The 21,013-nt window shown below is 67.0% G+C and carries 20 protein-coding genes; 6 read left to right on the top strand and 14 right to left on the bottom strand.

Annotated elements, in window-relative coordinates:
* From G3N62_RS21205 to G3N62_RS21225, 5 genes are all read left to right on the top strand, one after another.
* Positions 1–397: type II secretion system F family protein (locus tag G3N62_RS21205; protein WP_206141291.1), on the top strand; the 397-nt coding region annotated here is incomplete at its 5' end.
* A gap of 46 nt (positions 398–443) precedes the next feature.
* Positions 444–1,355, top strand: a complete 912-nt coding sequence (locus tag G3N62_RS21210; protein WP_034186365.1) for an A24 family peptidase — start codon at positions 444–446, stop codon at positions 1,353–1,355.
* A 1-nt stretch (position 1,356) separates the two neighbouring features.
* A complete protein-coding gene (gene coaE / locus G3N62_RS21215; protein WP_059558070.1) occupies positions 1,357–1,965 on the top strand; it encodes a dephospho-CoA kinase in 609 nt (202 codons plus the stop codon).
* 109 nt (positions 1,966–2,074) lie between these two features.
* The gene (zapD, locus tag G3N62_RS21220) at positions 2,075–2,830 is read left to right on the top strand and encodes a cell division protein ZapD (protein ID WP_034186363.1); all 756 of its coding nucleotides are present in this window, start codon (positions 2,075–2,077) and stop codon (positions 2,828–2,830) included.
* A 25-nt stretch (positions 2,831–2,855) separates the two neighbouring features.
* Positions 2,856–3,056, top strand: a complete 201-nt coding sequence (locus tag G3N62_RS21225) for a DNA gyrase inhibitor YacG (RefSeq protein ID WP_080287726.1) — start codon at positions 2,856–2,858, stop codon at positions 3,054–3,056.
* A gap of 62 nt (positions 3,057–3,118) precedes the next feature.
* On the opposite strand, the gene G3N62_RS21230 is transcribed toward G3N62_RS21225, so the two are convergent.
* The 4 genes from G3N62_RS21230 to secA all read right to left on the bottom strand — a co-directional run bounded on the left by G3N62_RS21230 (position 3,119) and on the right by secA (position 8,631).
* Entirely contained in the window at positions 3,119–3,562 is a 444-nt protein-coding gene (locus G3N62_RS21230) for an NUDIX domain-containing protein (protein WP_034186362.1), read from the bottom strand.
* Positions 3,559–4,428 (bottom strand): ATP-binding protein, encoded by an 870-nt coding sequence (locus tag G3N62_RS21235; RefSeq protein WP_034186361.1) that lies wholly within the window; start codon positions 4,426–4,428, stop codon positions 3,559–3,561. The genes G3N62_RS21230 and G3N62_RS21235 overlap by 4 nt, the downstream gene beginning before the upstream one ends.
* A gap of 19 nt (positions 4,429–4,447) precedes the next feature.
* Positions 4,448–5,689, bottom strand: a complete 1,242-nt coding sequence (argJ, locus tag G3N62_RS21240; RefSeq protein WP_124670806.1) for a bifunctional glutamate N-acetyltransferase/amino-acid acetyltransferase ArgJ — start codon at positions 5,687–5,689, stop codon at positions 4,448–4,450.
* Between the two features lie 143 nt (positions 5,690–5,832).
* Entirely contained in the window at positions 5,833–8,631 is a 2,799-nt protein-coding gene (gene secA / locus G3N62_RS21245) for a preprotein translocase subunit SecA (RefSeq protein WP_034186359.1), read from the bottom strand.
* Positions 8,632–8,887: 256 nt separating this feature from the next.
* Here secA and G3N62_RS21250 point away from each other — a divergent pair, with 256 nt between their 5' ends.
* Positions 8,888–9,364: a DUF721 domain-containing protein gene (locus G3N62_RS21250; RefSeq protein WP_034186358.1), complete on the top strand. Its 477-nt coding sequence runs from the start codon at positions 8,888–8,890 to the stop codon at positions 9,362–9,364.
* 80 nt (positions 9,365–9,444) lie between these two features.
* Here G3N62_RS21250 and lpxC read toward each other — a convergent pair whose 3' ends face one another.
* The 10 genes from lpxC to murD form a co-directional block, all read right to left on the bottom strand.
* Positions 9,445–10,362, bottom strand: coding sequence for a UDP-3-O-acyl-N-acetylglucosamine deacetylase (lpxC, locus tag G3N62_RS21255; protein ID WP_006487145.1), 918 nt, complete (start codon positions 10,360–10,362; stop codon positions 9,445–9,447).
* 240 nt (positions 10,363–10,602) lie between these two features.
* The gene (locus G3N62_RS21260; RefSeq protein ID WP_034186357.1) at positions 10,603–11,109 is read right to left on the bottom strand and encodes a peroxiredoxin; all 507 of its coding nucleotides are present in this window, start codon (positions 11,107–11,109) and stop codon (positions 10,603–10,605) included.
* Between the two features lie 188 nt (positions 11,110–11,297).
* Positions 11,298–12,494: a cell division protein FtsZ gene (gene ftsZ / locus G3N62_RS21265; RefSeq protein WP_021159911.1), complete on the bottom strand. Its 1,197-nt coding sequence runs from the start codon at positions 12,492–12,494 to the stop codon at positions 11,298–11,300.
* A gap of 111 nt (positions 12,495–12,605) precedes the next feature.
* Positions 12,606–13,838 (bottom strand): cell division protein FtsA, encoded by a 1,233-nt coding sequence (gene ftsA, locus G3N62_RS21270; RefSeq protein ID WP_006487138.1) that lies wholly within the window; start codon positions 13,836–13,838, stop codon positions 12,606–12,608.
* A 26-nt stretch (positions 13,839–13,864) separates the two neighbouring features.
* Positions 13,865–14,617 carry a cell division protein FtsQ/DivIB gene (locus G3N62_RS21275; protein ID WP_034186356.1) on the bottom strand — a complete coding sequence of 251 codons (753 nt, stop codon included), beginning with the start codon at positions 14,615–14,617 and terminating at the stop codon, positions 13,865–13,867.
* A 19-nt stretch (positions 14,618–14,636) separates the two neighbouring features.
* On the bottom strand, positions 14,637–15,578 hold the full coding sequence (locus G3N62_RS21280; protein ID WP_124670805.1) for a D-alanine--D-alanine ligase: 942 nt from the start codon (positions 15,576–15,578) through the stop codon (positions 14,637–14,639).
* A gap of 132 nt (positions 15,579–15,710) precedes the next feature.
* Positions 15,711–17,108, bottom strand: coding sequence for a UDP-N-acetylmuramate--L-alanine ligase (gene murC, locus G3N62_RS21285; protein WP_069245534.1), 1,398 nt, complete (start codon positions 17,106–17,108; stop codon positions 15,711–15,713).
* Positions 17,105–18,205: an undecaprenyldiphospho-muramoylpentapeptide beta-N-acetylglucosaminyltransferase gene (murG, locus tag G3N62_RS21290; protein ID WP_124670804.1), complete on the bottom strand. Its 1,101-nt coding sequence runs from the start codon at positions 18,203–18,205 to the stop codon at positions 17,105–17,107. The genes murC and murG overlap by 4 nt, the downstream gene beginning before the upstream one ends.
* Entirely contained in the window at positions 18,202–19,485 is a 1,284-nt protein-coding gene (gene ftsW, locus G3N62_RS21295; protein WP_034186352.1) for a putative lipid II flippase FtsW, read from the bottom strand. Before ftsW ends, murG begins: the two co-directional genes overlap by 4 nt.
* Positions 19,482–20,993: a UDP-N-acetylmuramoyl-L-alanine--D-glutamate ligase gene (gene murD / locus G3N62_RS21300; protein WP_124670803.1), complete on the bottom strand. Its 1,512-nt coding sequence runs from the start codon at positions 20,991–20,993 to the stop codon at positions 19,482–19,484. Before murD ends, ftsW begins: the two co-directional genes overlap by 4 nt.
* Positions 20,994–21,013: the final 20 nt, after the last annotated feature.

Raw genomic sequence — 21,013 nt, forward strand, 5'->3', positions numbered from 1 at the left:
TTGGTGCCGTTCGCTTGCAACGCTGCTCGGCGCCGGCGTGCCGCTCGCCGACGCCTTCGCCACCCTCGAGCGCACGGCCGGCCATCCGGTGTTCGCGCACGCCACCGCGCACGTCGCGGCACGCGTGTTGCGCGGCGCGCGCCTCGCCGATGCGATGCGCTCGGCCGGCTGCTTTCCGGACGACGTCGTCCAGCCGATCGCCGTCGCCGAGGAAACCGGTGCGCTCGACACGATGCTCGCCGACATCGCGGCGCTGTGCGAACGCCAGCTCGACGCGCGTCTCGATGGGCTCGCGGCGTTCGGCGAACCGCTGATCGTGATCGTCCTGGGCGCACTCGTCGGCGGCCTCGTGATCGCGATGTACCTGCCCATCCTTCAGCTCGGCAACGTGGTGTAGCATCGCAACCGATTCTGTCGCCTTTTAAGTCCGAACCTTGAGCCTCATGACGCCCGCGCCCCTGTCCGCCGTTTCCGAATCGCCCGAGAGCACGCTGCTCGTGCTGGCGATGCTGCCGCCCGCGCTGCAGTACGCGTTCGCGGTCGTCATCGGCCTGTGCGTCGGCAGCTTTCTGAACGTGGTCGTGCACCGGCTGCCCGTGATGATGCAGCGCGCGTGGCAGGCCGAGATCGACGAAGCGACCGGCAACGCCGGCGCCGCGCCCGACGACGGTTATCCGCCGCGCTACGACCTGTGGCGCCCGCGCAGCGCCTGCCCGCATTGCGGCCACGTGCTGCGCGCATGGGAGAACATCCCGCTCGTCAGCTATCTGATGCTGCGAGGGCGCTGCCGCCGCTGCGGCCACGCGATCGGCATCGGTTATCCCCTCGTCGAGCTCGCGTGCGCGCTGCTCGCTGCCGGCTCGCTCGCCGCGTTCGGTCCGACCGTCGCCGCGCTCGCCGCATTCGCACTGTGCGCCGCGCTGCTCGCGATGAGCGCGATCGACATCCGCACCGGCTACCTGCCCGACTCGATGACGCTGCCGCTGCTCTGGACCGGGCTCGTGCTGAATCTCGGCGGCACGTTCACGTCGCTACGCTCGGCCGTGATCGGCGCGATGGCCGGCTATCTGTTCCTGTGGTCCATCTACTGGCTGTTCAAATGGCTGCGCGGCATCGAGGGCATCGGCTTCGGCGACCTGAAGCTGCTTGCCGCGCTCGGCGCGTGGATGGGCTGGGCCGCGCTGCCGCAGGTCGTACTGTTCGCCGCCGTGACGGGCGCGATCGTCGGGCTCGTCGCGACCTGGCGCGGCCGCATGCGCTTCGAGGAGCCGATTCCGTTCGGCCCGTTCCTCGCGGCCGGCGGCGCCGCGACGCTGTTTTTCGGCACGCCGTTCTATTTCGCGCTCGGAGGCTGACATGTACGCAGTAGGACTCACGGGCGGCATCGGCAGCGGCAAGACGACCGTCGCCGACCTGTTTGGCGCCCGCGGCGCGTCGCTCGTCGATACCGATCTGATCGCCCACCGCATCACCGCCCCCGGCGGCCTCGCGATGCCCGCGATCGAACAGGCGTTCGGCCACGACTACGTTGCCGCCGACGGCTCGCTCGATCGCGCGAAGATGCGCACGCTGATCTTCAGCGACGACGATGCGCGCCGGCGCCTCGAAGCGATCACGCATCCGCTGATCCGCGCGGAAACCGATCGCGAAGCACGCGACGCGCAGGGCCCGTACGTGATGTTCGTCGTGCCGCTGCTCGTCGAGTCGGGCAACTGGAAGGCGCGCAGCGATCGCGTGCTCGTCGTCGATTGCCCGGTCGAAACGCAGATTGCGCGCGTGATGCGGCGCAACGGCTTCACACGCGAGCAGGTCGAAGCGATCATCGCGCGACAGGCGTCACGCGAAGCCCGCCTCGCGGCGGCCGACGACGTGATCGTCAACGACGCGGTGACGCCCGATGCACTCGCCGCGCAGGTCGATGCACTGCACCAACGTTATGTCGCGTTCGCGGCCGCCGCGCACTGAGCATCGCGCACGATCGTGATGGTGTACGAAATTGGCGCGTTGCTAGGGTAGAGAGTGAGCATTAGAATGTCCTGCATTGTTTCCATCCCTACCCAAGAGGCGAGCGCGCTTGATTCTTTACGAGTATCCGTTCAACGAGCGAATTCGCACGCTGTTGCGCCTCGAAGATCTGTTCGAGCGCTTCGCATTCTTTTTGGCTCAGGAGGACCCGCGTGAACACCACGTCGCGCTGACGACGCTGTTCGAAATCGCCGAGGTAACGGGCCGCGCGGACCTGAAATCGGATCTGATGAAGGAGCTCGAACGTCAACGCCAGACGCTCGCCCCCTTTCGCGGCAATCCGGGCATCGAGCAGAACGCGCTCGAAGCCGTGCTCGGCGAAATCGAGCAGACGCTGGCCAATCTCGCGCAGATGCAGGGCAAGACCGGCCAGCACCTCGTGGACAACGAATGGCTCGCCAGCATCCGCAGCCGTGCGGTGATTCCCGGCGGCACGTGCAAGTTCGACCTGCCGTCGTACTACGCGTGGCAGCAATGGCCCGCCGAGCAACGGCGCCAGGACATCGCGAAGTGGATTCTGCCGATGCTGCCGCTGCGCGACGCCGCGTCGATCGTGCTGCGGCTCGCGCGCGAATCGGGTCAGGCGTCGAAGGTCATGGCGATGCAGGGCAGCTACCAGCAGATGCTGTCGGGCCGCACCTACCAGCTGATGCAGGTCCGCGTGCCGCCGGAGCTGCGCGTCATTCCCGAAGCGAGCGCCAACAAATACATGCTGTGGGTACGGTTCACCATGCAGGACGGCGATGTGCGGCCGCGCGCGGTGGATATCGACGTGCCGTTCCATCTGACACTGTGCAATCTGTAACGGCCGTGTGCCGGATCGCTTTCGTATGACTACCGTTGTGAAATGCCCGTCGTGCGGCGCCGCAGTGCGCTGGACGCCTGAAAATCAGTTCCGCCCGTTCTGTTCGGCCCGCTGCAAGCAACTCGACCTCGGGGCCTGGGCCGCGGAAAAGTACCGGATCGGCGGGTCTTCCGACGAGGGCCCCTCGTCGGAAGAAGACGGCACGGACGACCGTCGCGATAGCTGAGACAGCCGAGCGGCACCGCCCGTCGGCGATATGGCCCGCCTTTCCGGCAGGCCGCCACGGCGTCAGTTCGACGCCGCTTCCTTCTCGAGCAATTCGAGCACCGGCAGCGCCGCCGGCAGCAGCGGCGCAACGGCGACCGGCAGTTTCTGCCAGACGAACGCCTGCCCTTCCTTGCTGTGCGGCTCGCCCGTCCAGCCCGTCACCTTGCAGAAATAGAGCCGCACGTACGCATGCGGATAATCGTGCTCGAGCGTGTGCCAGCGATGGCTGGCCGTGACCTCGATGCCGAGCTCCTCGTGGAGTTCGCGCGCGAGCGCGTCCTCGACGCTTTCGCCGGCCTCCAGCTTGCCGCCCGGAAACTCCCAGTACCCTTCATACGGCTTGCCCTGCAGGCGTTGCGCAAGCAGGTAGCTGCCGTCCGGCTGAACCATCACGCCGACCGCGACTTCCGTCACCTTGCGGCCGTCCGGTGCGCGCACGGCGCCTTGTGCGAGATCCGCGCTCATGCCTGCTCCTTGCGGCCCGACCAGTCACGCGCGAACTGCCACGCGACGCGCCCCGACCGCGAACCGCGCTCGAGCGCCCACACGAGCGCGTCGCCGCGCGCGGACTCGATCTCCGCGTCCGGGCAGCCGAAGTGGCGCAGCCAGTGCCCGACGATGTCGAGATAATCGTCCTGCTTGAACGGATAGAAGCTGACCCACAGGCCGAAGCGCTCCGACAGCGAGATCTTCTCCTCGACGACTTCGCCGGGGTGAATCTCGCCATCCGGGAGATGCTTGTACGACTCGTTGTCGCTCATGTACTCGGGCAGCAGATGGCGGCGGTTCGACGTCGCGTAGATCAGCACGTTGTCCGACTGCGCGGCGATCGAGCCGTCGAGCGCGACCTTCAGCGCCTTGTAGCCCGATTCGCCCTCCTCGAACGACAGGTCGTCGCAGAACACGATGAACCGCTCCGGACGCTGCGAGATCAGGTCGACGATGTCGCCGAGATCGTGCAGGTCGTCCTTGTCGACTTCGATCAGGCGCAGCCCGTCGTTCGCGTACGCGTTCAGGCATGCCTTGATCAGCGACGACTTGCCGGTACCGCGCGCGCCGGTCAGCAGCACGTTGTTGGCCGGCTTCTTCTGCACGAACTGCCGCGTGTTCTGCTCGATCAACCCTTTCTGGCGATCGATGTTGTGCAGGTCGGCGAGCGTGATCGACGACACGGCCGGCACCGGCTGCAAGTAGCCGCGCCCCTGGCGCTTGCGCCAGCGGAATGCGTGGGCGGCGTTCCAGTCGACGGCCGCCGGCGCGGGCGGCAGGATCCCCTCGAGGCGGCCAAGCAGCGCTTCGGCGCGGGTCAGAAACTGTTCAAGCTTGTCCATGGCGTTCGAACGCCCCCGATCAGGAGCGGTAATCCGCGTTGATGCTCACGTAATCGTGCGACAGGTCGCACGTCCAGACGGTGGCCTGCGCGTCGCCGCGGCCGAGCAGCACGCGAATCGTGATTTCGCTCTGCTTCATCACGCGCTGGCCGTCCTCTTCCTGGTAGGCCGGGTTGCGGCCGCCCGCCTTCGCGACGAGCACGTCGTCGAGATAGAGGTCGATCTTGCCGACGTCGAGATCCGCGACGCCTGCATAGCCGATCGCCGCGAGAATTCGGCCGAGGTTGGGGTCGGATGCGTAGAAGGCCGTCTTCACGAGCGGCGAATGGCCGATCGCATAGGCGATCTGGCGGCATTCGGCGACGCTCTTGCCGCCTTCGACCTGCACCGTCATGAATTTCGTCGCGCCTTCGCCGTCGCGCACGATCAGTTGCGACAGCACCTGCGCGACCTGCGTGACCGCGTCGCGCAGCGCCGCATAAGCCGGCGAATCAGTCGACGTGATGGCCGGCAGCGTGCCCTTGCCCGATGCGATCAGGATGAACGAGTCGTTCGTCGACGTGTCGCCGTCGATCGTGATGCAGTTGAACGAGCGGTCGGCGACTTCCTTCACGAGCGTGTCGAGCACCGGCTGCGCGACGTTCGCGTCGAATGCGAGGAAGCCGAGCATCGTCGCCATGTTCGGCTTGATCATGCCCGCGCCCTTGCTGATGCCCGTCAGCGTGACCGTGTGGCCGTCGATCGTCACCTGGCGCGACGTGGCCTTCGGCAGCGTGTCGGTCGTCATGATCGCCTGCGCGGCATCGAACCAGTTCGCGGCCTTGCGGTTCGCGAGCGCGGCCGGCAGCCCGGCCTTCAGGCGGTCGATCGGCAGCGGCTCGAGGATCACGCCGGTCGAGAACGGCAGCACCTGCGCCGGCTCGATACCCGCGAGGCGCGCGAGTTCCGTGCAGGTTTCGCGCGCGTTCGCGAGGCCCGGCTCGCCGGTACCGGCGTTGGCATTGCCCGTATTCACGACGAGCGCGCGAATGCCCGCACCGCCCGCGCGCACCTTCGCCAGATGCTCGCGGCAGACGATGACCGGCGCGGCGCAGAAGCGGTTTTCGGTGAACACGCCCGCGACCGTTGCGCCTTCGTCGACGGAGATGACCAGCACGTCCTTGCGATTCGGCTTGCGGATATTCGCTTCCGCCCAGCCGAGCGTGACGCCGGCGACGGGATGCAGTTGGGCGGGATCGATCGACGGAAAATTGACAGCCATGGGGCACACCTGCCGGATGGAAAATGCCGGCATACGCCGGCATCGATTGGAAGAACCGGCGGCCGCACGCGCGGGCCGCCGCAACTCACATCAGTCACGCGAAGCTGGATCGAAGCGGCACGCGTGACGCGCGCCGCCGCCGATCATGACAGCTTCCCGTGACACTGCTTGTACTTCTTGCCGCTGCCGCACGGGCACGGGTCGTTGCGGCCGACCTTCGGCATCTCGCCGCCCGGGCCGCTGTGCGTCATCGCGCTGCCGACCATGTCGGCCGTCGCCGTGGCGGCCGCGGCAGCCGTGACGTTCGCCACCGGCGCACCGGCGTCCGCGTAGTCGGCGTGCTGATACTCGACGTTCTCGAGATGACCGGCGCGTTCCTCGATCTGCTCGGCGGCTTCCTCGAGCTGCTCCGGCGACTGGATCTGCACGTTCATCACGACACGCGTGACTTCCTGCTTGATCGCCTCGAGCATCGCGGCGAACAGTTCGAACGCCTCGCGCTTGTATTCCTGCTTCGGGTTCTTCTGCGCATAGCCGCGCAGGTGGATGCCCTGGCGCAGGTGGTCGAGCGCCGCGAGGTGTTCGCGCCACAGGCGGTCGACCGTCTGCAGCATCACCGAGCGCTCGAACGCGCTGAACGATTCGCGGCCGACCATCGCGACCTTGCTCTCGTACTGCTCGTCGGCGGCCGTCATCACGGCATCGAGAATTTCCTCGGCCGTGATCGACGACGACTCGTTCACCATTTCCTGAATCGCGAGGTCGAGCTGCCAGTCGTTGCGCAGCGCTTCCTCGAGCTCGGGCACGTCCCACTGCTCTTCGATGCTGCCTTCCGGCACGAACTGGCGGACGACTTCGGTGATCACGCCATGACGCATCGCGGTGATCGTCTCGGTGATGTCGTGCGCTTCGAGCAGCTCGTTGCGCTGCTGGTAGATCACCTTGCGCTGGTCGTTCGACACGTCGTCGTATTCGAGCAGCTGCTTGCGGATGTCGAAGTTGCGCGCTTCGACCTTGCGCTGCGCGGATTCGATCGAGCGCGTGACGATGCCGGCCTCGATCGCCTCGCCTTCCGGCATCTTCAGGCGATCCATGATCGAGCGCACGCGGTCGCCCGCGAAGATGCGCAGCAGCGGATCGTCGAGCGACAGGTAGAAGCGCGACGAGCCCGGATCGCCCTGGCGGCCCGCACGGCCGCGCAGCTGGTTGTCGATCCGGCGGGATTCGTGGCGCTCGGTGCCGATGATGTGCAGGCCGCCCGCCGCCTTCACCTGCTCGTGCAGCGTTTCCCACTCGTCGTGCAGCTGCTGGATGCGGCGCGCCTTTTCGTCGGCCGGGATCGCGTCGTCGGCCTCGATGAACGCGGCCTGCTTCTCGGCATTGCCGCCGAGCACGATGTCGGTACCGCGGCCGGCCATGTTGGTCGCGATCGTCACGCGGTTCGGCCGGCCGGCTTCCGCGACGATCGCGGCTTCACGCTCGTGCTGCTTCGCGTTCAGCACTTCGTGCGGCAACCCGGCCTGCTTCAGCAGATGCGACAGCAACTCGGAGTTCTCGATCGACGTCGTGCCGACCAGCACCGGCTGGCCGCGCTCGTAGCAGTCGCGGATGTCGCGGATCACCGCGTCGTAGCGCTCCTTGGCCGTCTTGTAGATCTGGTCCTGTTTGTCGATCCGCTTCGGCGGACGGTTGGTCGGGATCACGACCGTTTCGAGACCGTAGATCTCGTTGAATTCGTACGCTTCGGTGTCCGCGGTACCGGTCATGCCGGCCAGCTTCGCGTACATCCGGAAGTAGTTCTGGAACGTGATCGACGCGAGCGTCTGGTTCTCGCTCTGGATCTTTACGTGCTCCTTGGCCTCGACCGCCTGATGCAGGCCGTCGGACCAGCGGCGGCCGGCCATCAGGCGGCCCGTGAATTCGTCGACGATGACCACTTCGCCGTTCTGCACGACGTAGTGCTGATCCTTGTGGAACAGCGTGTGCGCGCGCAGCGCCGCGTACACGTGGTGCATCAGCGTGATGTTCTGCGGCGCGTACAGGCTCTCGCCCTCGCCGATCAGGCCCCATTCGGCGAGCAGGCGCTCGGCCTTCTCGTGGCCCGACTCCGTCAGGAACACCTGGCGCGCCTTCTCGTCGAGCGTGTAGTCGCCCGGCTTCTCGACGCCCGTGCCGTCGGCCTTCTCTTCGCCAATCTGGCGCTCGAGCAGCGGCGGCAGCGCATTCATCCGCACGTACAGCTCGGTGTGATCCTCGGCCTGGCCCGAAATGATCAGCGGCGTGCGCGCCTCGTCGATCAGGATCGAGTCCACTTCATCGACAACCGCAAAGTTCAGCGCCCGCTGCACGCGCGCATCGGTCTCGTAGACCATGTTGTCGCGCAGGTAGTCGAAGCCGAACTCGTTGTTCGTGCCGTACGTGATGTCCGCGGCGTACGCCTGCTGCTTCTGGTCGTGCTCCATGCCGGACAGGTTGATGCCGACCGACAGACCGAGGAAGTTGTAGAGGCGCGCCATCCATTCGGCGTCGCGCTGCGCGAGGTAGTCGTTGACGGTCACGACGTGTACGCCGCGGCCGGCGAGCGCATTCAGGTACACGGGCAGCGTCGCGACGAGCGTCTTGCCCTCGCCGGTGCGCATTTCCGCGATCTTGCCGTAGTGGAGCACCATGCCGCCGATCATCTGCACGTCGAAGTGCCGCATCTTCAGCACGCGACGGCTGGCCTCGCGACAGACCGCGAACGCCTCGGGCAGCAGCTTGTCGAGCGACTCGCCGGCCGCGACACGCTGGCGGAATTCGTCCGTCTTGCCGCGCAACTGGTCGTCCGTCAGCTTCTCGATCTGCGTTTCGAGCGCATTGATCGTCGCGACGGTCTTTTGGTATTGCTTGACGAGCCGCTGGTTGCGGCTGCCAAAAATTTTCTGGAGAAAACCGGTTGTCATCGGATCGGATCCTGCGTCGCAGCACCGGCGCCCGGCGCGTGTTGCGCGCCCCGGCGCCCGAGCCTCGGCGGCTTAGCGAATTAGTGGACTCAAACGTCGAATTTTAGCACGCGGGGAAGCGCACGCCTGTCTCTCGGCGGGACGGGCGCCGCACGCCGACGGCCGGGCCGGCGGGGCGAAAGCCGCCCGGGCATGGGCCGGCGCGGGTACAATCGGCGGCAACGTCCGCGCGCGTGCGCGCCCGAAGAATGCCTCGATGAACCGATTTTCCAAGCGTTTCGGCCCGCTCGCCGCCTATCGCCCGCAACCCGTGTCGGAAGTGCTCGGCCGCACCGACGCGTTCGCGGCGCTGCGCGCCGGCGTCGAGCAGATCGCGTCGCTGCAGCGCGATCTCGCCGCGCTCCTGCCCGACTACCTCGCGAATCACATCGAACCGGGCTTCATCAAGGACGGCACCCTGACCCTCTTTGCCGCGCACAATGCGCTGGCTGCCCGGTTGCGGCAGGTCGAGCCGCGGCTGCTCGGCGATCTGCAGAAGCGCGGCTGGCCCGTGACGACGCTGCGCGTGCGCGTGCGGCCGAAGGACGCGCCGGAGCCGCCGCACGTGAAGCAGGCGCGGATGACCTCGGTCGGCGCCGCCGCCCTGCGCGATCTCGCCGACCATCTCGAACCGTCCCCGCTGCAGGCCGCGCTTGCCCGCATGGCGGCCCGGCACGGCGCCAAGTCGCGCTGACGGCGCATTTGGCCGGCAGCGGCCGGCCAACAAAAAAGCGGCCCGAAGGCCGCTTTTTTATCGCTTGCGCAACGCGCCGGTTACGCAAAGGCCGTCTGCGCGTCGAACGCGAAGCCCTTCGGCGCGGCCTGCGGATCGTCGAACGTCACGATCTCGTACGCGTCTTCGTGCGCGAGCAGCTCGCGCAGCAACGCGTTGTTCAGGCCATGACCCGACTTGTACGCGGTGTACGACGCCAGCAGCGGGTGACCGATCACGTACAGGTCGCCGATCGCGTCGAGCATCTTGTGCTTCACGAATTCGTCGTCGTAGCGCAGCCCGTCGTTGTTCAGGATGCGGTACTCGTCGAGCACGATCGCGTTGTCCATGCTGCCGCCGCGCGCCAGGCCGATCTCGCGCAGCATCTCGGCTTCGTGCGCGAAGCCGAACGTGCGCGCACGCGCGATCTCGCGCACGTACGACGTGGTGGCGAAATCGACTTCGAGCTCCTGGCCCGTCTTGTCGACGGCCGGGTGACGAAAATCGATCGAGAACTTCAGCTTGAAGCCGAAATACGGGTCGAGACGCGCGAACTTGTCGCCATCGCGGATTTCGACCGGCTTCTTCACCTTGATGAAGCGTTTCGGCGCGTTCTGCTCCTCGATGCCGGCGGACTGGATCAGGAACACGAACGTTGCCGCGCTGCCGTCCATGATCGGGATTTCCTCGGCCGTCACGTCGACATACAGATTGTCGATGCCGAGCCCCGCGCACGCCGACATCAGATGCTCGACGGTCGACACGCGCACGCCATCCTTCTGGAGCACCGACGCGAGCCGCGTGTCGCCGATCGACATCGCCGAGGCGGGAATGTCGACGGGCGTGGGCAGGTCGACGCGTGAAAAGACGATGCCCGTGCCGGGCGCGGCGGGACGAAGCGTCAACTCGATCTTGCGACCCGAGTGGACACCGATACCGACGGTCTTCACGATGGACTTGATGGTGCGCTGCTTCAACATGGTGTTCTTCGTCTTGATTGAAGATATCAATCAGGAGTTATATTCGATAGGCGGGATTATAGCGTAATTCCCTATTCAACGCTGTTTGCAACTGCGTATCAATCTGTTTCGACAGTTTACCCGTGCCGATACGGGACGGGCCGATGCCCGGAACGGAGGCGTTTCCGGTCATCAGCCCGTGTTACAACTGCCCTGAGGCCGGTGAGCAGCGTTGCCGGCAGGCAACGGCGCACCGCACGATCAGGACGTCAACGTCGCGAGAACACTCGCCGCATCGCTCACTTCGAATTTGCCCGGCGCCTCGACGGCCAGCGTCTTGACCACACCGCCGTCAATCACCATCGCGTAGCGCAGGGAACGAATCCCCATGCCACGCGCGGACAAATCCTGCGTCAGCCCCAGCGCAAGAGTGAAAGCCGCGCTGCCGTCCGCCATCATGCGCACCTTGCCCGCGGTGTGCAGATCACGTCCCCATGCGCCCATCACGAATGCGTCGTTGACGGACACGCACCAGATCTCGTCGATACCCGCCGCGCGCAATTGCTCGGCGTGTTCGACGTAGCCCGGTACATGCTGCGCCGAGCAGGTCGGCGTGAACGCGCCCGGCAATCCGAAGATCACCACCCGCTTCCCCGCAACCTGGTCGCGCACGCTGTAGGCGTTCGGCCCCAGCGTGCACCCTTCGCGCGCGTCGTCGATGAACTCGAACAACTGCGCGTCGGGCAGCGCGTCGCCCACTTGAATCATGGCTGGTCCCTCATAGCGATACGGTTTTTCAGCGTGTTGCGGACAGCACGGTCCATCCCGCCCCGCCTGAGCGAAGAGGGCACGTTTCCCGGCCCGGCGTCGCAGCCGACGCGGCCTGTCCTGGTCCGTAGCATCCGTCACGCCGGCGATACCGCGGCGGTTTCGCCGCGGCTTCGCCTGTGTTTGCGTCAGTCAGCCTGCTTGCGCAGGAAAGCCGGGATGTCGTACGTGTCGACACCCTTCTCCTGCAGCGCCTGCACGTGCGATGCCGCGGTTTCGCGCGAATTGCGCCACACTGCCGGCGTATCCAGCGCGCCGTAGTCCGCCGTGCTGACGTGATGAGCCGGTGCATAGCCGTGCGACACCGCGCTGACCGGCTGGTTGTCCGTACCCGTGCGCAGCAGCGTCATCGGTGCCGACTGCTGCTTCTTCGCCGCACGGCCCAGACCCGTTGCCACGACCGTCACGCGCAGCGCATCGCCCATCGCGTCGTCGTACACCGCACCGAAGATCACCGTCGCATCTTCCGCCGCGTAGCTCTTGATCGTGTTCATCACTTCGCGGGTTTCCGACAGGCGCAGCGAACGGCTCGACGTGATGTTGACCAGCACGCCGCGCGCGCCCGACAGATCGACGCCTTCGAGCAGCGGGCTCGCCACGGCCTGTTCCGCCGCGAGGCGTGCGCGATCGACGCCGGCAACCGTCGCCGTGCCCATCATCGCCTTGCCCTGCTCGCCCATCACCGTCTTCACGTCTTCGAAGTCGACGTTCACGAGGCCATCGACGTTGATGATTTCAGCGATGCCGGCGACCGCGTTGTTCAACACGTCGTCCGCGCACTGGAAGCACTTGTCCATCTCGGCGTCGTCGCCCATCACGTCGAACAGCTTGTCGTTCAGAACGACGATCAGCGAGTCGACGTGATCCTCCAGTTGCTGCGAACCTGCTTCCGCGACGCGCATGCGCTTGCCGCCTTCGAACTCGAACGGCTTGCTGACGACGCCAACCGTCAGGATGCCCATCTCCTTCGCGATCTGCGCGACCACCGGTGCCGCGCCCGTGCCCGTGCCGCCACCCATGCCGGCGGTGATGAACACCATGTGCGCGCCGCGCAGTGCGTCGGCGATGCGCTCACGCGCTTCTTCCGCTGCCGCGCGGCCCATTTCCGGCTTCGCGCCGGCGCCGAGGCCCGTGTTGCCGAGCTGGATCACCGACGATGCGCGCGAACGCGACAGCGCCTGGGCGTCCGTGTTCATCACGATGAAGTCGACGCCCTGCACGCCGCGGTTGATCATGTGCTGGACGGCATTGCCGCCAGCGCCGCCAACGCCGACCACCTTGATGATGGTGCCGTTGGTCTCGGTTTCCAGCATTTCGAATTCCATGTTGCCTCCGTCAAGAGAAAAACTGCTAATCGGCCGTTATTCGGCAGGAGATCGGGCAACCTCCTGTCGCGCGCCAGCCGCCGGCACCAGCGCGAATTTCGATTCGGTTCGTCAAAAGTTGCTCAGGAACCATTCCTTCATCCGCGAGAACACCTGCCCCGCGTTGCCGGACTGCACGGCGACCTTGCGGCCGCGCATGCGCTGAGCACTGCCTTCGACCAGCAGCCCCATCGCCGTCGAGTAGCGCGGATTGCGCACGACGTCGGAGAGGCCGCCTGCATATTCCGGCGCGCCGATGCGCACCGGTTTCAGGAAAATGTCTTCGCCGAGCTCGACCATGCCGGGCATCATCGACGCACCGCCGGTAATGACCACGCCGGAGCTCAACAGTTCTTCGTAACCCGATTCGCGCACGACCTGCTGCACGAGCGAGAACAGTTCCTCGACGCGCGGCTCGATCACGGCCGCGAGCGCCTGGCGCGACAGCGTGCGCGGGCCGCGTTCGCCGAGGCCCGGCACTTCGACCATTTCGTCCGGATCGGCGAGCGCCTGCTTCGCGATTCCGTAGCCGACCTTGATGTCTTCCGCATCCGGCGTCGGCGTGCGCAGCGCCATCGCGATGTCGCTCGTGATCTGGTCGCCGGCGATCGGAATCACCGCGGTGTGACGGATCGCGCCTTCGGCGAAGATCGCGATGTCCGTCGTGCCGCCGCCGATGTCGACCAGCACCACGCCGAGATCCTTCTCGTCTTCCGTCAGCACCGCCAGCGACGACGCGAGCGGCTGCAGGATCAGGTCGTTCACTTCCAGCCCGCAGCGGCGCACGCACTTGACGATGTTCTGCGCGGCGCTCACCGCGCCCGTCACGATGTGCACCTTCACTTCCAGCCGGATACCGCTCATCCCGATCGGCTCGCGCACGTCTTCCTGGCCGTCGATGATGAATTCCTGCGTGAGGATGTGCAGCACCTGCTGGTCGGTCGGGATGTTGATCGCCTTCGCGGTCTCGATCACGCGCGCGACGTCCGTCTGCGTGACTTCCTTGTCCTTGATCGCGACCATCCCGCTCGAGTTGAAGCTGCGGATGTGGCTGCCCGCGATCCCCGTGAACACGTTGGTGATCTTGCAGTCGGCCATCAGCTCCGCCTCCTCGAGCGCGCGCTGGATCGACTGCACGGTGGCCTCGATGTTGACCACCACACCTTTCTTCAGACCCTTCGACTCGCTCTGGCCGAGACCGATCACCTCGTAGTGACCCTCGCCCTTCAGCTCGGCGACGATGGCCACCACCTTCGACGTGCCGATGTCGAGGGAAACCAGCAGATCCTTGTAGTCTTTGCTCATAAAGTGCTCTTGCGTGTGATCTCTCGTTACTTCTTGCGCTTGTCGGTATCGGTCAGGAACCGCATGCCTGCCGCGCGAATCGCGAATCCGTTCGGATAGCGCAGGTCCGCGTACTCGATGTCGTTGCCCCAACGCTCCGTGACGGCCGGCCAGGCCGCGACCAGGCGCTGGCTCCGGTCATGCAACGTGTCGCTGTTGCGTTCCTTGCCCAGCTCGACCTGCATGCCGTTCGACAGCTTCACCGTCCACGCGTACCGCGCCGACAGCGTCACTTCTTCCGGCGCCGCCTTCAGCGGCGCAAACCATTTCCCGAAGTCGCGGTACCGCGTGACGACTTCCTTCGCACTGCCTTCCGGGCCGTCGAACGCCGGCAGTTCCTGCTCCAGCTCGCCCTGGTTCGCGGTGAACAGCTCGCCGTCGACGCTCACCAGCTGGTCGCTGCCCCAGGTCCCGAGCGGTTTGTACTCCTCCAGCGTGACAGCCAGCGCATTCGGCCACACCCGGCGCACGCTCGCATGGCGCACCCACGGCATCTGCTCGAACGCGGCGCGCGCCGCATCGAGATCGACCGTGAAGAAATTGCCCTTCAGTCGGCCGACCACGCCCGCGCGCACCGTCGGCGAGTTGATGTGCTCGGTATCGCCGTCGATCCGGATTTCCCGCAGCGCGAACGTCGGGCGCTGGATCAGCCAGTAGCAACCGGCCGCCGCCAACACGAGCAGCAGCAGCGCGTACAGCGCGCTGGCGGCAAGGTTGAGTTGGCGAACGTTGTTCCACATACGTCGTTCCGTTCCTGCGTCAGTCGTTGAGCGTGAGCGACAGCACCTTCACGACCAGCTCCGAATAGCTGATGCCGACCGCGCGCGCCGCCTTCGGCGGCAGCGAGTGGTCGGTCATCCCGGGGGCCGTGTTCACTTCCAGGAAATACGCATTGCCGGCCGCGTCGAGCATGAAATCCGCGCGGCCCCAGTCGGTACAGCCGAGCACGTCGAACGCGCGGCGCGCGATGCGCTTCAGTTCCGCCTCCTGTTCGGCCGGCAGGCCGCACGGGATCAGGTACTGCGTGTCGTCGGCGACGTACTTCGCGTGGTAGTCGTAGAACTCGCCCGCCGGCACGATCTTGATCAGCGGCAGGTCGAGATCGCCGGCGATGCACGCGGTGTATTCGCCGCCGCCCTCGATGCTCTTCTCGACGATCACGATCTTGTCGTGCGTGGCGGCCTCTTCCAGCGCGGCCGGCAGCGTGTCGGCCGTCTTCACCTTCAGCACCGCGACGCTCGAGCCTTCGCTCGCCGGCTTCACGAACAGCGGCAGGCCGAGCTTCGCGACGATGTCGGCCGCGCGCGCGGCCAGATCGTCGCCGCGCATCACCGTCTCGAACGGCGGCGTCGGCACGCCCGTCTGCTGCCATACGAGCTTCGTGCGGAACTTGTCGAGGCCGAGCGCCGACCCGAGCACGCCGCTGCCCGTGTAGCGAATGCCGTAGAAATCGAGCGCGCCCTGGATCTGGCCGTTCTCGCCGTAGCCGCCGTGCAGCGCGTTGAACGCGCGCACGAAACCTTCGTCCTTCAGCGCCGACAGCGGCCGCTCGGCCGGGTCGAACGGATGCGCATCGACGCCCGCGTCGCGCAGGCCCTGCAGCACGAGGCGGCCCGAGGTGAGCGACACCTCGCGCTCGGCGGATTCCCCGCCGAACAACACCGCCACCTTGCCGAAACGTTTCGGATCGATTCCGCTCATGCCAGCCTCCGCCGGGCCGCCCCAAGCAGGCCGACCGCCCTCGCGGGGGGCGCCTTGCACGGGACCGGAGTAAGCGCTAAAGCGCCAACTCCGGTCGACAGCGAACAAAGTGAGCGTGGGGGTCGTTTCATGTCATGCCTTCTGTTGAATGTGTTGCACGAGCTTCGCCGGCACGCCGCCGATCGAGCCCGCGCCCATCGTGATCACCACATCGCCGTTCTGAGCGACCTTCGCCAATGCATCCGGCACGTCGTCGACCGTCGCGACGAACACCGGGTCAACCTTCCCGACCGCGCGCAGCGCGCGCGACAGCGCGTCGCCGTTGGCCGTCGGGATCGCGGCCTCGCCGGCCGCGTAGACTTCCGTCAGCACCAGCGCGTCGACCGTCGACAGCACGTTGACGAAATCGTCGAAGCAGTCGCGCGTGCGCGTGTAGCGGTGCGGCTGGAACGCCAGCACGAGGCGGCGGCCCGGGAACGCGCCGCGCGCGGCCGCGATCGTCGCGGCCATCTCGACCGGGTGATGACCGTAGTCGTCGATCAGCGTGTACTGGCCGCCGTCGGCGGTCGGCACCTCGCCGTAGCGCTGGAAGCGCCGGCCGACACCGTTGAATTCCGTCAGCGCCTGCTGGATCGCGTCGTCCGCCACGCCGAGATCGGTCGCGATCGCGATCGCCGCGAGCGCGTTCTGCACGTTGTGCAGGCCAGGCAGGTTCAGCACGATCGCGAGCGGCGCGCGCCCTTCGCGGATCACCGTGAAGTGCATCCGGCCGTCGCGCGCGTCGATGTCTTCCGCGCGTACCTGTGCGTCCGGCGACAGGCCGTAGCGCACGACCGGCTTCGAGATGAACGGGATGATCTGCCGCACGTTCGGATCGTCGACGCACACGACCGCGCTGCCGTAGAACGGCAGGCGTTGCGTGAATTCGATGAACGCCTGCTTGAGCCGCGCGAAATCGTGGCCGTAGGTGTCCATGTGGTCGGCGTCGATGTTCGTGATGACTTCGATCACCGGATACAGGTTCAGGAACGACGCGTCCGACTCGTCGGCCTCGGCGACGATGAAGTCGCCCGTGCCGAGCCGCGCGTTCGCGCCGGCGCTGATCAGCCGCCCGCCGATCACGAAGGTCGGGTCGAGCCCGCCCGCCGCGAGCACGCTCGCGACGAGGCTCGTCGTCGTGGTCTTGCCGTGCGTGCCGGCGATCGCGATGCCCTGCTTCAGGCGCATCAGCTCGGCGAGCATCACCGCACGCTGCACGATCGGCACGCCCTGGCTGCGGGCGGCCAGCACTTCCGGGTTGTCCGAGCGCACGGCCGTCGACACGACGACCGCGTTCGCGCCCGCGATGTTCGCCGCGTCGTGGCCGATCGCGATCCGTGCGCCGAGCGCCTGGAGGCGATCGGTCACCGCGTTGCGCGAGAGATCCGAGCCGCTGACCTCGTAGCCGAGGTTGACGAGCACTTCGGCGATGCCGCTCATGCCCGCGCCGCCGATCCCGACGAAATGAATGTGTTTGACGATGTGTTTCATAGTGTTTCCAGGTGCGCGCCGGCCGCCTTCGCGCACACGCGCGCGACTTCGTCGGTAGCCTCGGGCTTCGCCAGCGAGCGCGAACGTTCCGCCATGTCCGCGAGCGATGCCCGCGACTGGCCGCGCAGCCAGTCGGCGAGCAGTTCCGCCGACAGGTCGCGTTGTTGCACCAGCACCGCCGCGCCCGCATCGGCGAGGAACGCGGCATTGGTCGTCTGGTGATCGTCGACCGCGTACGGGAACGGCACGAACAGCGCCGCCACGCCCACCGCCGCGATCTCCGACACCGTCATCGCGCCCGACCGGCAGATCACCAGATCCGCCGCCGCGTACGCGGCCGCCATGTCGTCGATGAACGGCACGAGCCGCACGTCCTCGCCGGCCGCGAAACCGGCCGCTTCGTAATTCGCCTTCAATGCGTCGATGTGCTTCACGCCGGCCTGGTGCACGACGCGCGGGCGTTCGCCCGGCGTCAGCAGCGCCAGCGCGCGCGGCACGACTTCGTTCAGCGCGGCCGCCCCGAGGCTGCCGCCGACGATCAGCACGTTCAGCGGACCGCTGCGCGACGCATAGCGTGCTTTGGGCGGTTCCGTGTGCGCAAGTTCCGCGCGAATCGGGTTGCCGGTCCATTCCGCGTGCGGCAGCGCGCCGGGGAACGCGACGAGCACGCGCTTCGCGAGTTTCGCGAGCACCTTGTTCGTCAGGCCCGCGATCGAATTCTGTTCATGCAGCACGAGCGGACGCCCCGACAGCGCGGTCATCACACCCGCCGGGAACGTGATGTAGCCGCCCATCCCGAGCACGACGTCCGGCCGCACGCGGCGCAGCGCGCCGAGGCTCTGCCAGCACGCGCGCAACAGGTTGACCGGCAGCGTCAGCTTGGTCTTCAGGCCCTTGCCGCGCAGCCCGCCGAACCGCACGTATTCCATCGGAATGCCGTGCTTCGGCACGAGCGTCGCTTCCATCCCGGCCGGATTGCCGAGCCACACGACGCGCCAGCCCGCCGCTTCCATCCGGTGCGCGACCGCGAGCCCCGGGAACACGTGGCCCCCGGTGCCGCCTGCCATCACCATCAGCGTGCGTTGCGACGCGGTCATACCTTCCCTCCGCGCATCAGCACCCGGTTTTCGTAGTCGACCCGCAGCAGCACCGCCAGCGCGACGCAGTTCAGCAGGATGCCCGAGCCGCCGTAGCTCACCAGCGGCAGCGTCAGGCCCTTGGTCGGCAGCAGCCCGAGGTTCACGCCCATGTTGATGAACGTCTGCGCGCCGAACCAGATGCCGATACCTTTTGCCATCAGGCCCGCGAACGTGCGGTCGAGCGCGAGCGCCTGGCGGCCGATCTCGAACGCGCGGCGCACGATCCAGTAGAACAGCAGGATCACGACCAGCACGCCGACGAAGCCGAGTTCCTCGCCGATCACCGCGAGGATGAAGTCGGTGTGCGCTTCCGGCAGGTAGTTCAGTTTCTCGACGCTGCCGCCGAGGCCGACGCCGAGCCATTCGCCGCGGCCGAATGCGATCAGCGAGTGCGTGAGCTGGTAAGCCTTGCCCTGTGCGTAGCGCTCGTCCCACGGATCGAGATACGCGAAGATCCGCTCGCGACGCCACGGCGACAGCCACACCAGCATCGTGAACGTGCCGACCGCCGTTGCGACGAGGCCGCCGAACAGCTTGCCGTTCACGCCGCCGAGGAACAGCACGCCCATCGCGATCGCGGCGACCACCATGAACGCGCCCATGTCCGGCTCAAGCAGCAGCAGCGCACCGACCAGGCCGACCGCGAACGCCATCGGCAGGAAGCCCTTCGCGAAGCTCTGCATGTATTCCTGCTTGCGCACCGTGTAGTTCGCCGCGTAGATCGTCACCGCGAGCTTCATGATTTCCGACGGCTGCATGTTCGTGATGCCGAGCGGAATCCAGCGGCGCGCCCCGTTCACGCCCTTGCCGACGTGCGGGATCAGCACGATCACGAGGCCGACGAGCGCGATCAGGAAGAGATGCGGCGCGTACTTGTCCCATGTCGAGACGGGCACGCGGAACGCGATCACCGCCGCGACGAACGCGACGCCGAGCGAAATGCAGTGGCGCATCAGGAACGCGTAATCGTGATACGACGCGTATTTCGGCGAATCAGGCATCGCGATCGACGCCGAATACACCATCACGACGCCGAGGCCGAGCAGCGCGATCGCGACCCACAACAGCGAGTAGTCGAAGTCGAGCATCCGCGAACGGCTCGGGCGCACGCCGTTGACGACGCTCGCGAGGCCGCCCGTTGCGGCGCGCGTGGCCGACGCGACGCGGCCGCCCGCGGCATTGCCGCCGGTGTCGCGCCGGTCGTTGAACCGGGAGACGAGGCGATCGGACCAGCTCATGGCGTCGCTCCTTTGTCGATGGCGATTTCGTCGACCGCCGCGCGGAACACATCCGCGCGATGGGCGTAGTTCCTGAACATGTCGAGGCTCGCGCATGCGGGCGACAGCAACACCGCGTCGCCCGGCTCGGCGAGATCGGCCGCCGCGTGCACCGCGCTTTCGAGCGTCGCGTGATCGGCGAGCGGCACGCCCGTTTCGGCGAGCGTGTCGCGGATTGCCGGCGCGTCGCGGCCGATCAGCATCACCGCGCGGCACCAGCGTGCGACCGGTGCGACCAGCGGTGCGAAATCCTGGCCCTTGCCGTCGCCGCCCGCGATCAGCACGATCTTCTGCGCGAGCCCGTCGAGCGCGGCGACCGTCGCGCCGACGTTGGTGCCCTTGCTGTCGTCGACGTAGTCGACGTCGTCGATCGTCGCGATCACTTCGACGCGATGCGCTTCGCCGCGATATTCGCGCAGCGCGTGCAGCAGCGGCGCGGCCGGCAGGTCGATCGCGCGGACGAGCGCGAATGCGGCCAGCGCGTTCGCCGCGTTGTGCAGCCCGCGGATGCGCAGCGCGTCGGCCGGCATCAGGCGCTTCTGCGCGATGTCAGGCGTATGCGCGGCGTCGCGCCTGCGCCGGCGGGTCGTCGTCACTTCATCCGGTGCGTCGCGATCGACGGCTTCCACCAGCCATGCAATGCCGTTGTCGCGCGACAGCCCGTAGTCGCCGTCCTGCACCGGCTCGTTCAGGCCGAACGTGACCGTGCGCGGCGCGTCGGCCGCGCCGACTGCCGGCGCGAACTTCATCACGGCCGCATCGTCGCGGTTCAGCACGCGCGTCGTCGTCGCACCGAAGATCCGGCCCTTTGCCTGCGCGTACGCGTCGAAGCCGCCGTGCCAGTCGAGGTGGTCCTGCGTGATGTTGAGGATCGCGGCGGCATCGGGTGCAAACGTGCGCGCGGTCTCGAGCTGGAAGCTCGACAGTTCGAGCACCCACACGTCGGGCAGCGCGGTTTCGTCGATCGCGTTCGCGAGCCGGTCGAGCATCGCCGGGCTGATGTTGCCCGCGACGGCGACCTTCTTGCCCGCGCGCCGGCACAGCAGGCCCGCGAGGCTCGTCGTCGTGGTCTTGCCGTTGGTGCCGGTGATCGCGAGCACCTTCGGCTGGTAGCCGCTCGTGCCGAGCGCGCGCAATGCCTGCGCGAAGAATTCCAGCTCGCCCCACACCGCGATCCCGCGCTCGTGCGCGGCCGCGACCAGCGCCGCGAGTGCCGGTTCGAGCGGCGACAGCCCGGGGCTCAGCCCGACGATCTCGACGCCGCCGTCGAGCATTGCGGGCGTGAATGCCCCGCCGACGAATTCCGCATCGATGCCTTCGGCCTGCAGCGCGGCAAGGTTCGGCGGCGCCTCGCGGGTATCGGCAATACGCAGCCGGCACCCGTGCCTCGCGCACCATCGCGCGATCGCGAGACCCGATTCACCGAGCCCCAGTACGAGCACCATCGGCCGTTGCCGATCTCCAAACATCTCGCCAGACATCCTTGTTA

Source organism: Burkholderia sp. Tr-20355, assembly GCF_017104685.1.
GTDB lineage: Bacteria > Pseudomonadota > Gammaproteobacteria > Burkholderiales > Burkholderiaceae > Burkholderia > Burkholderia seminalis.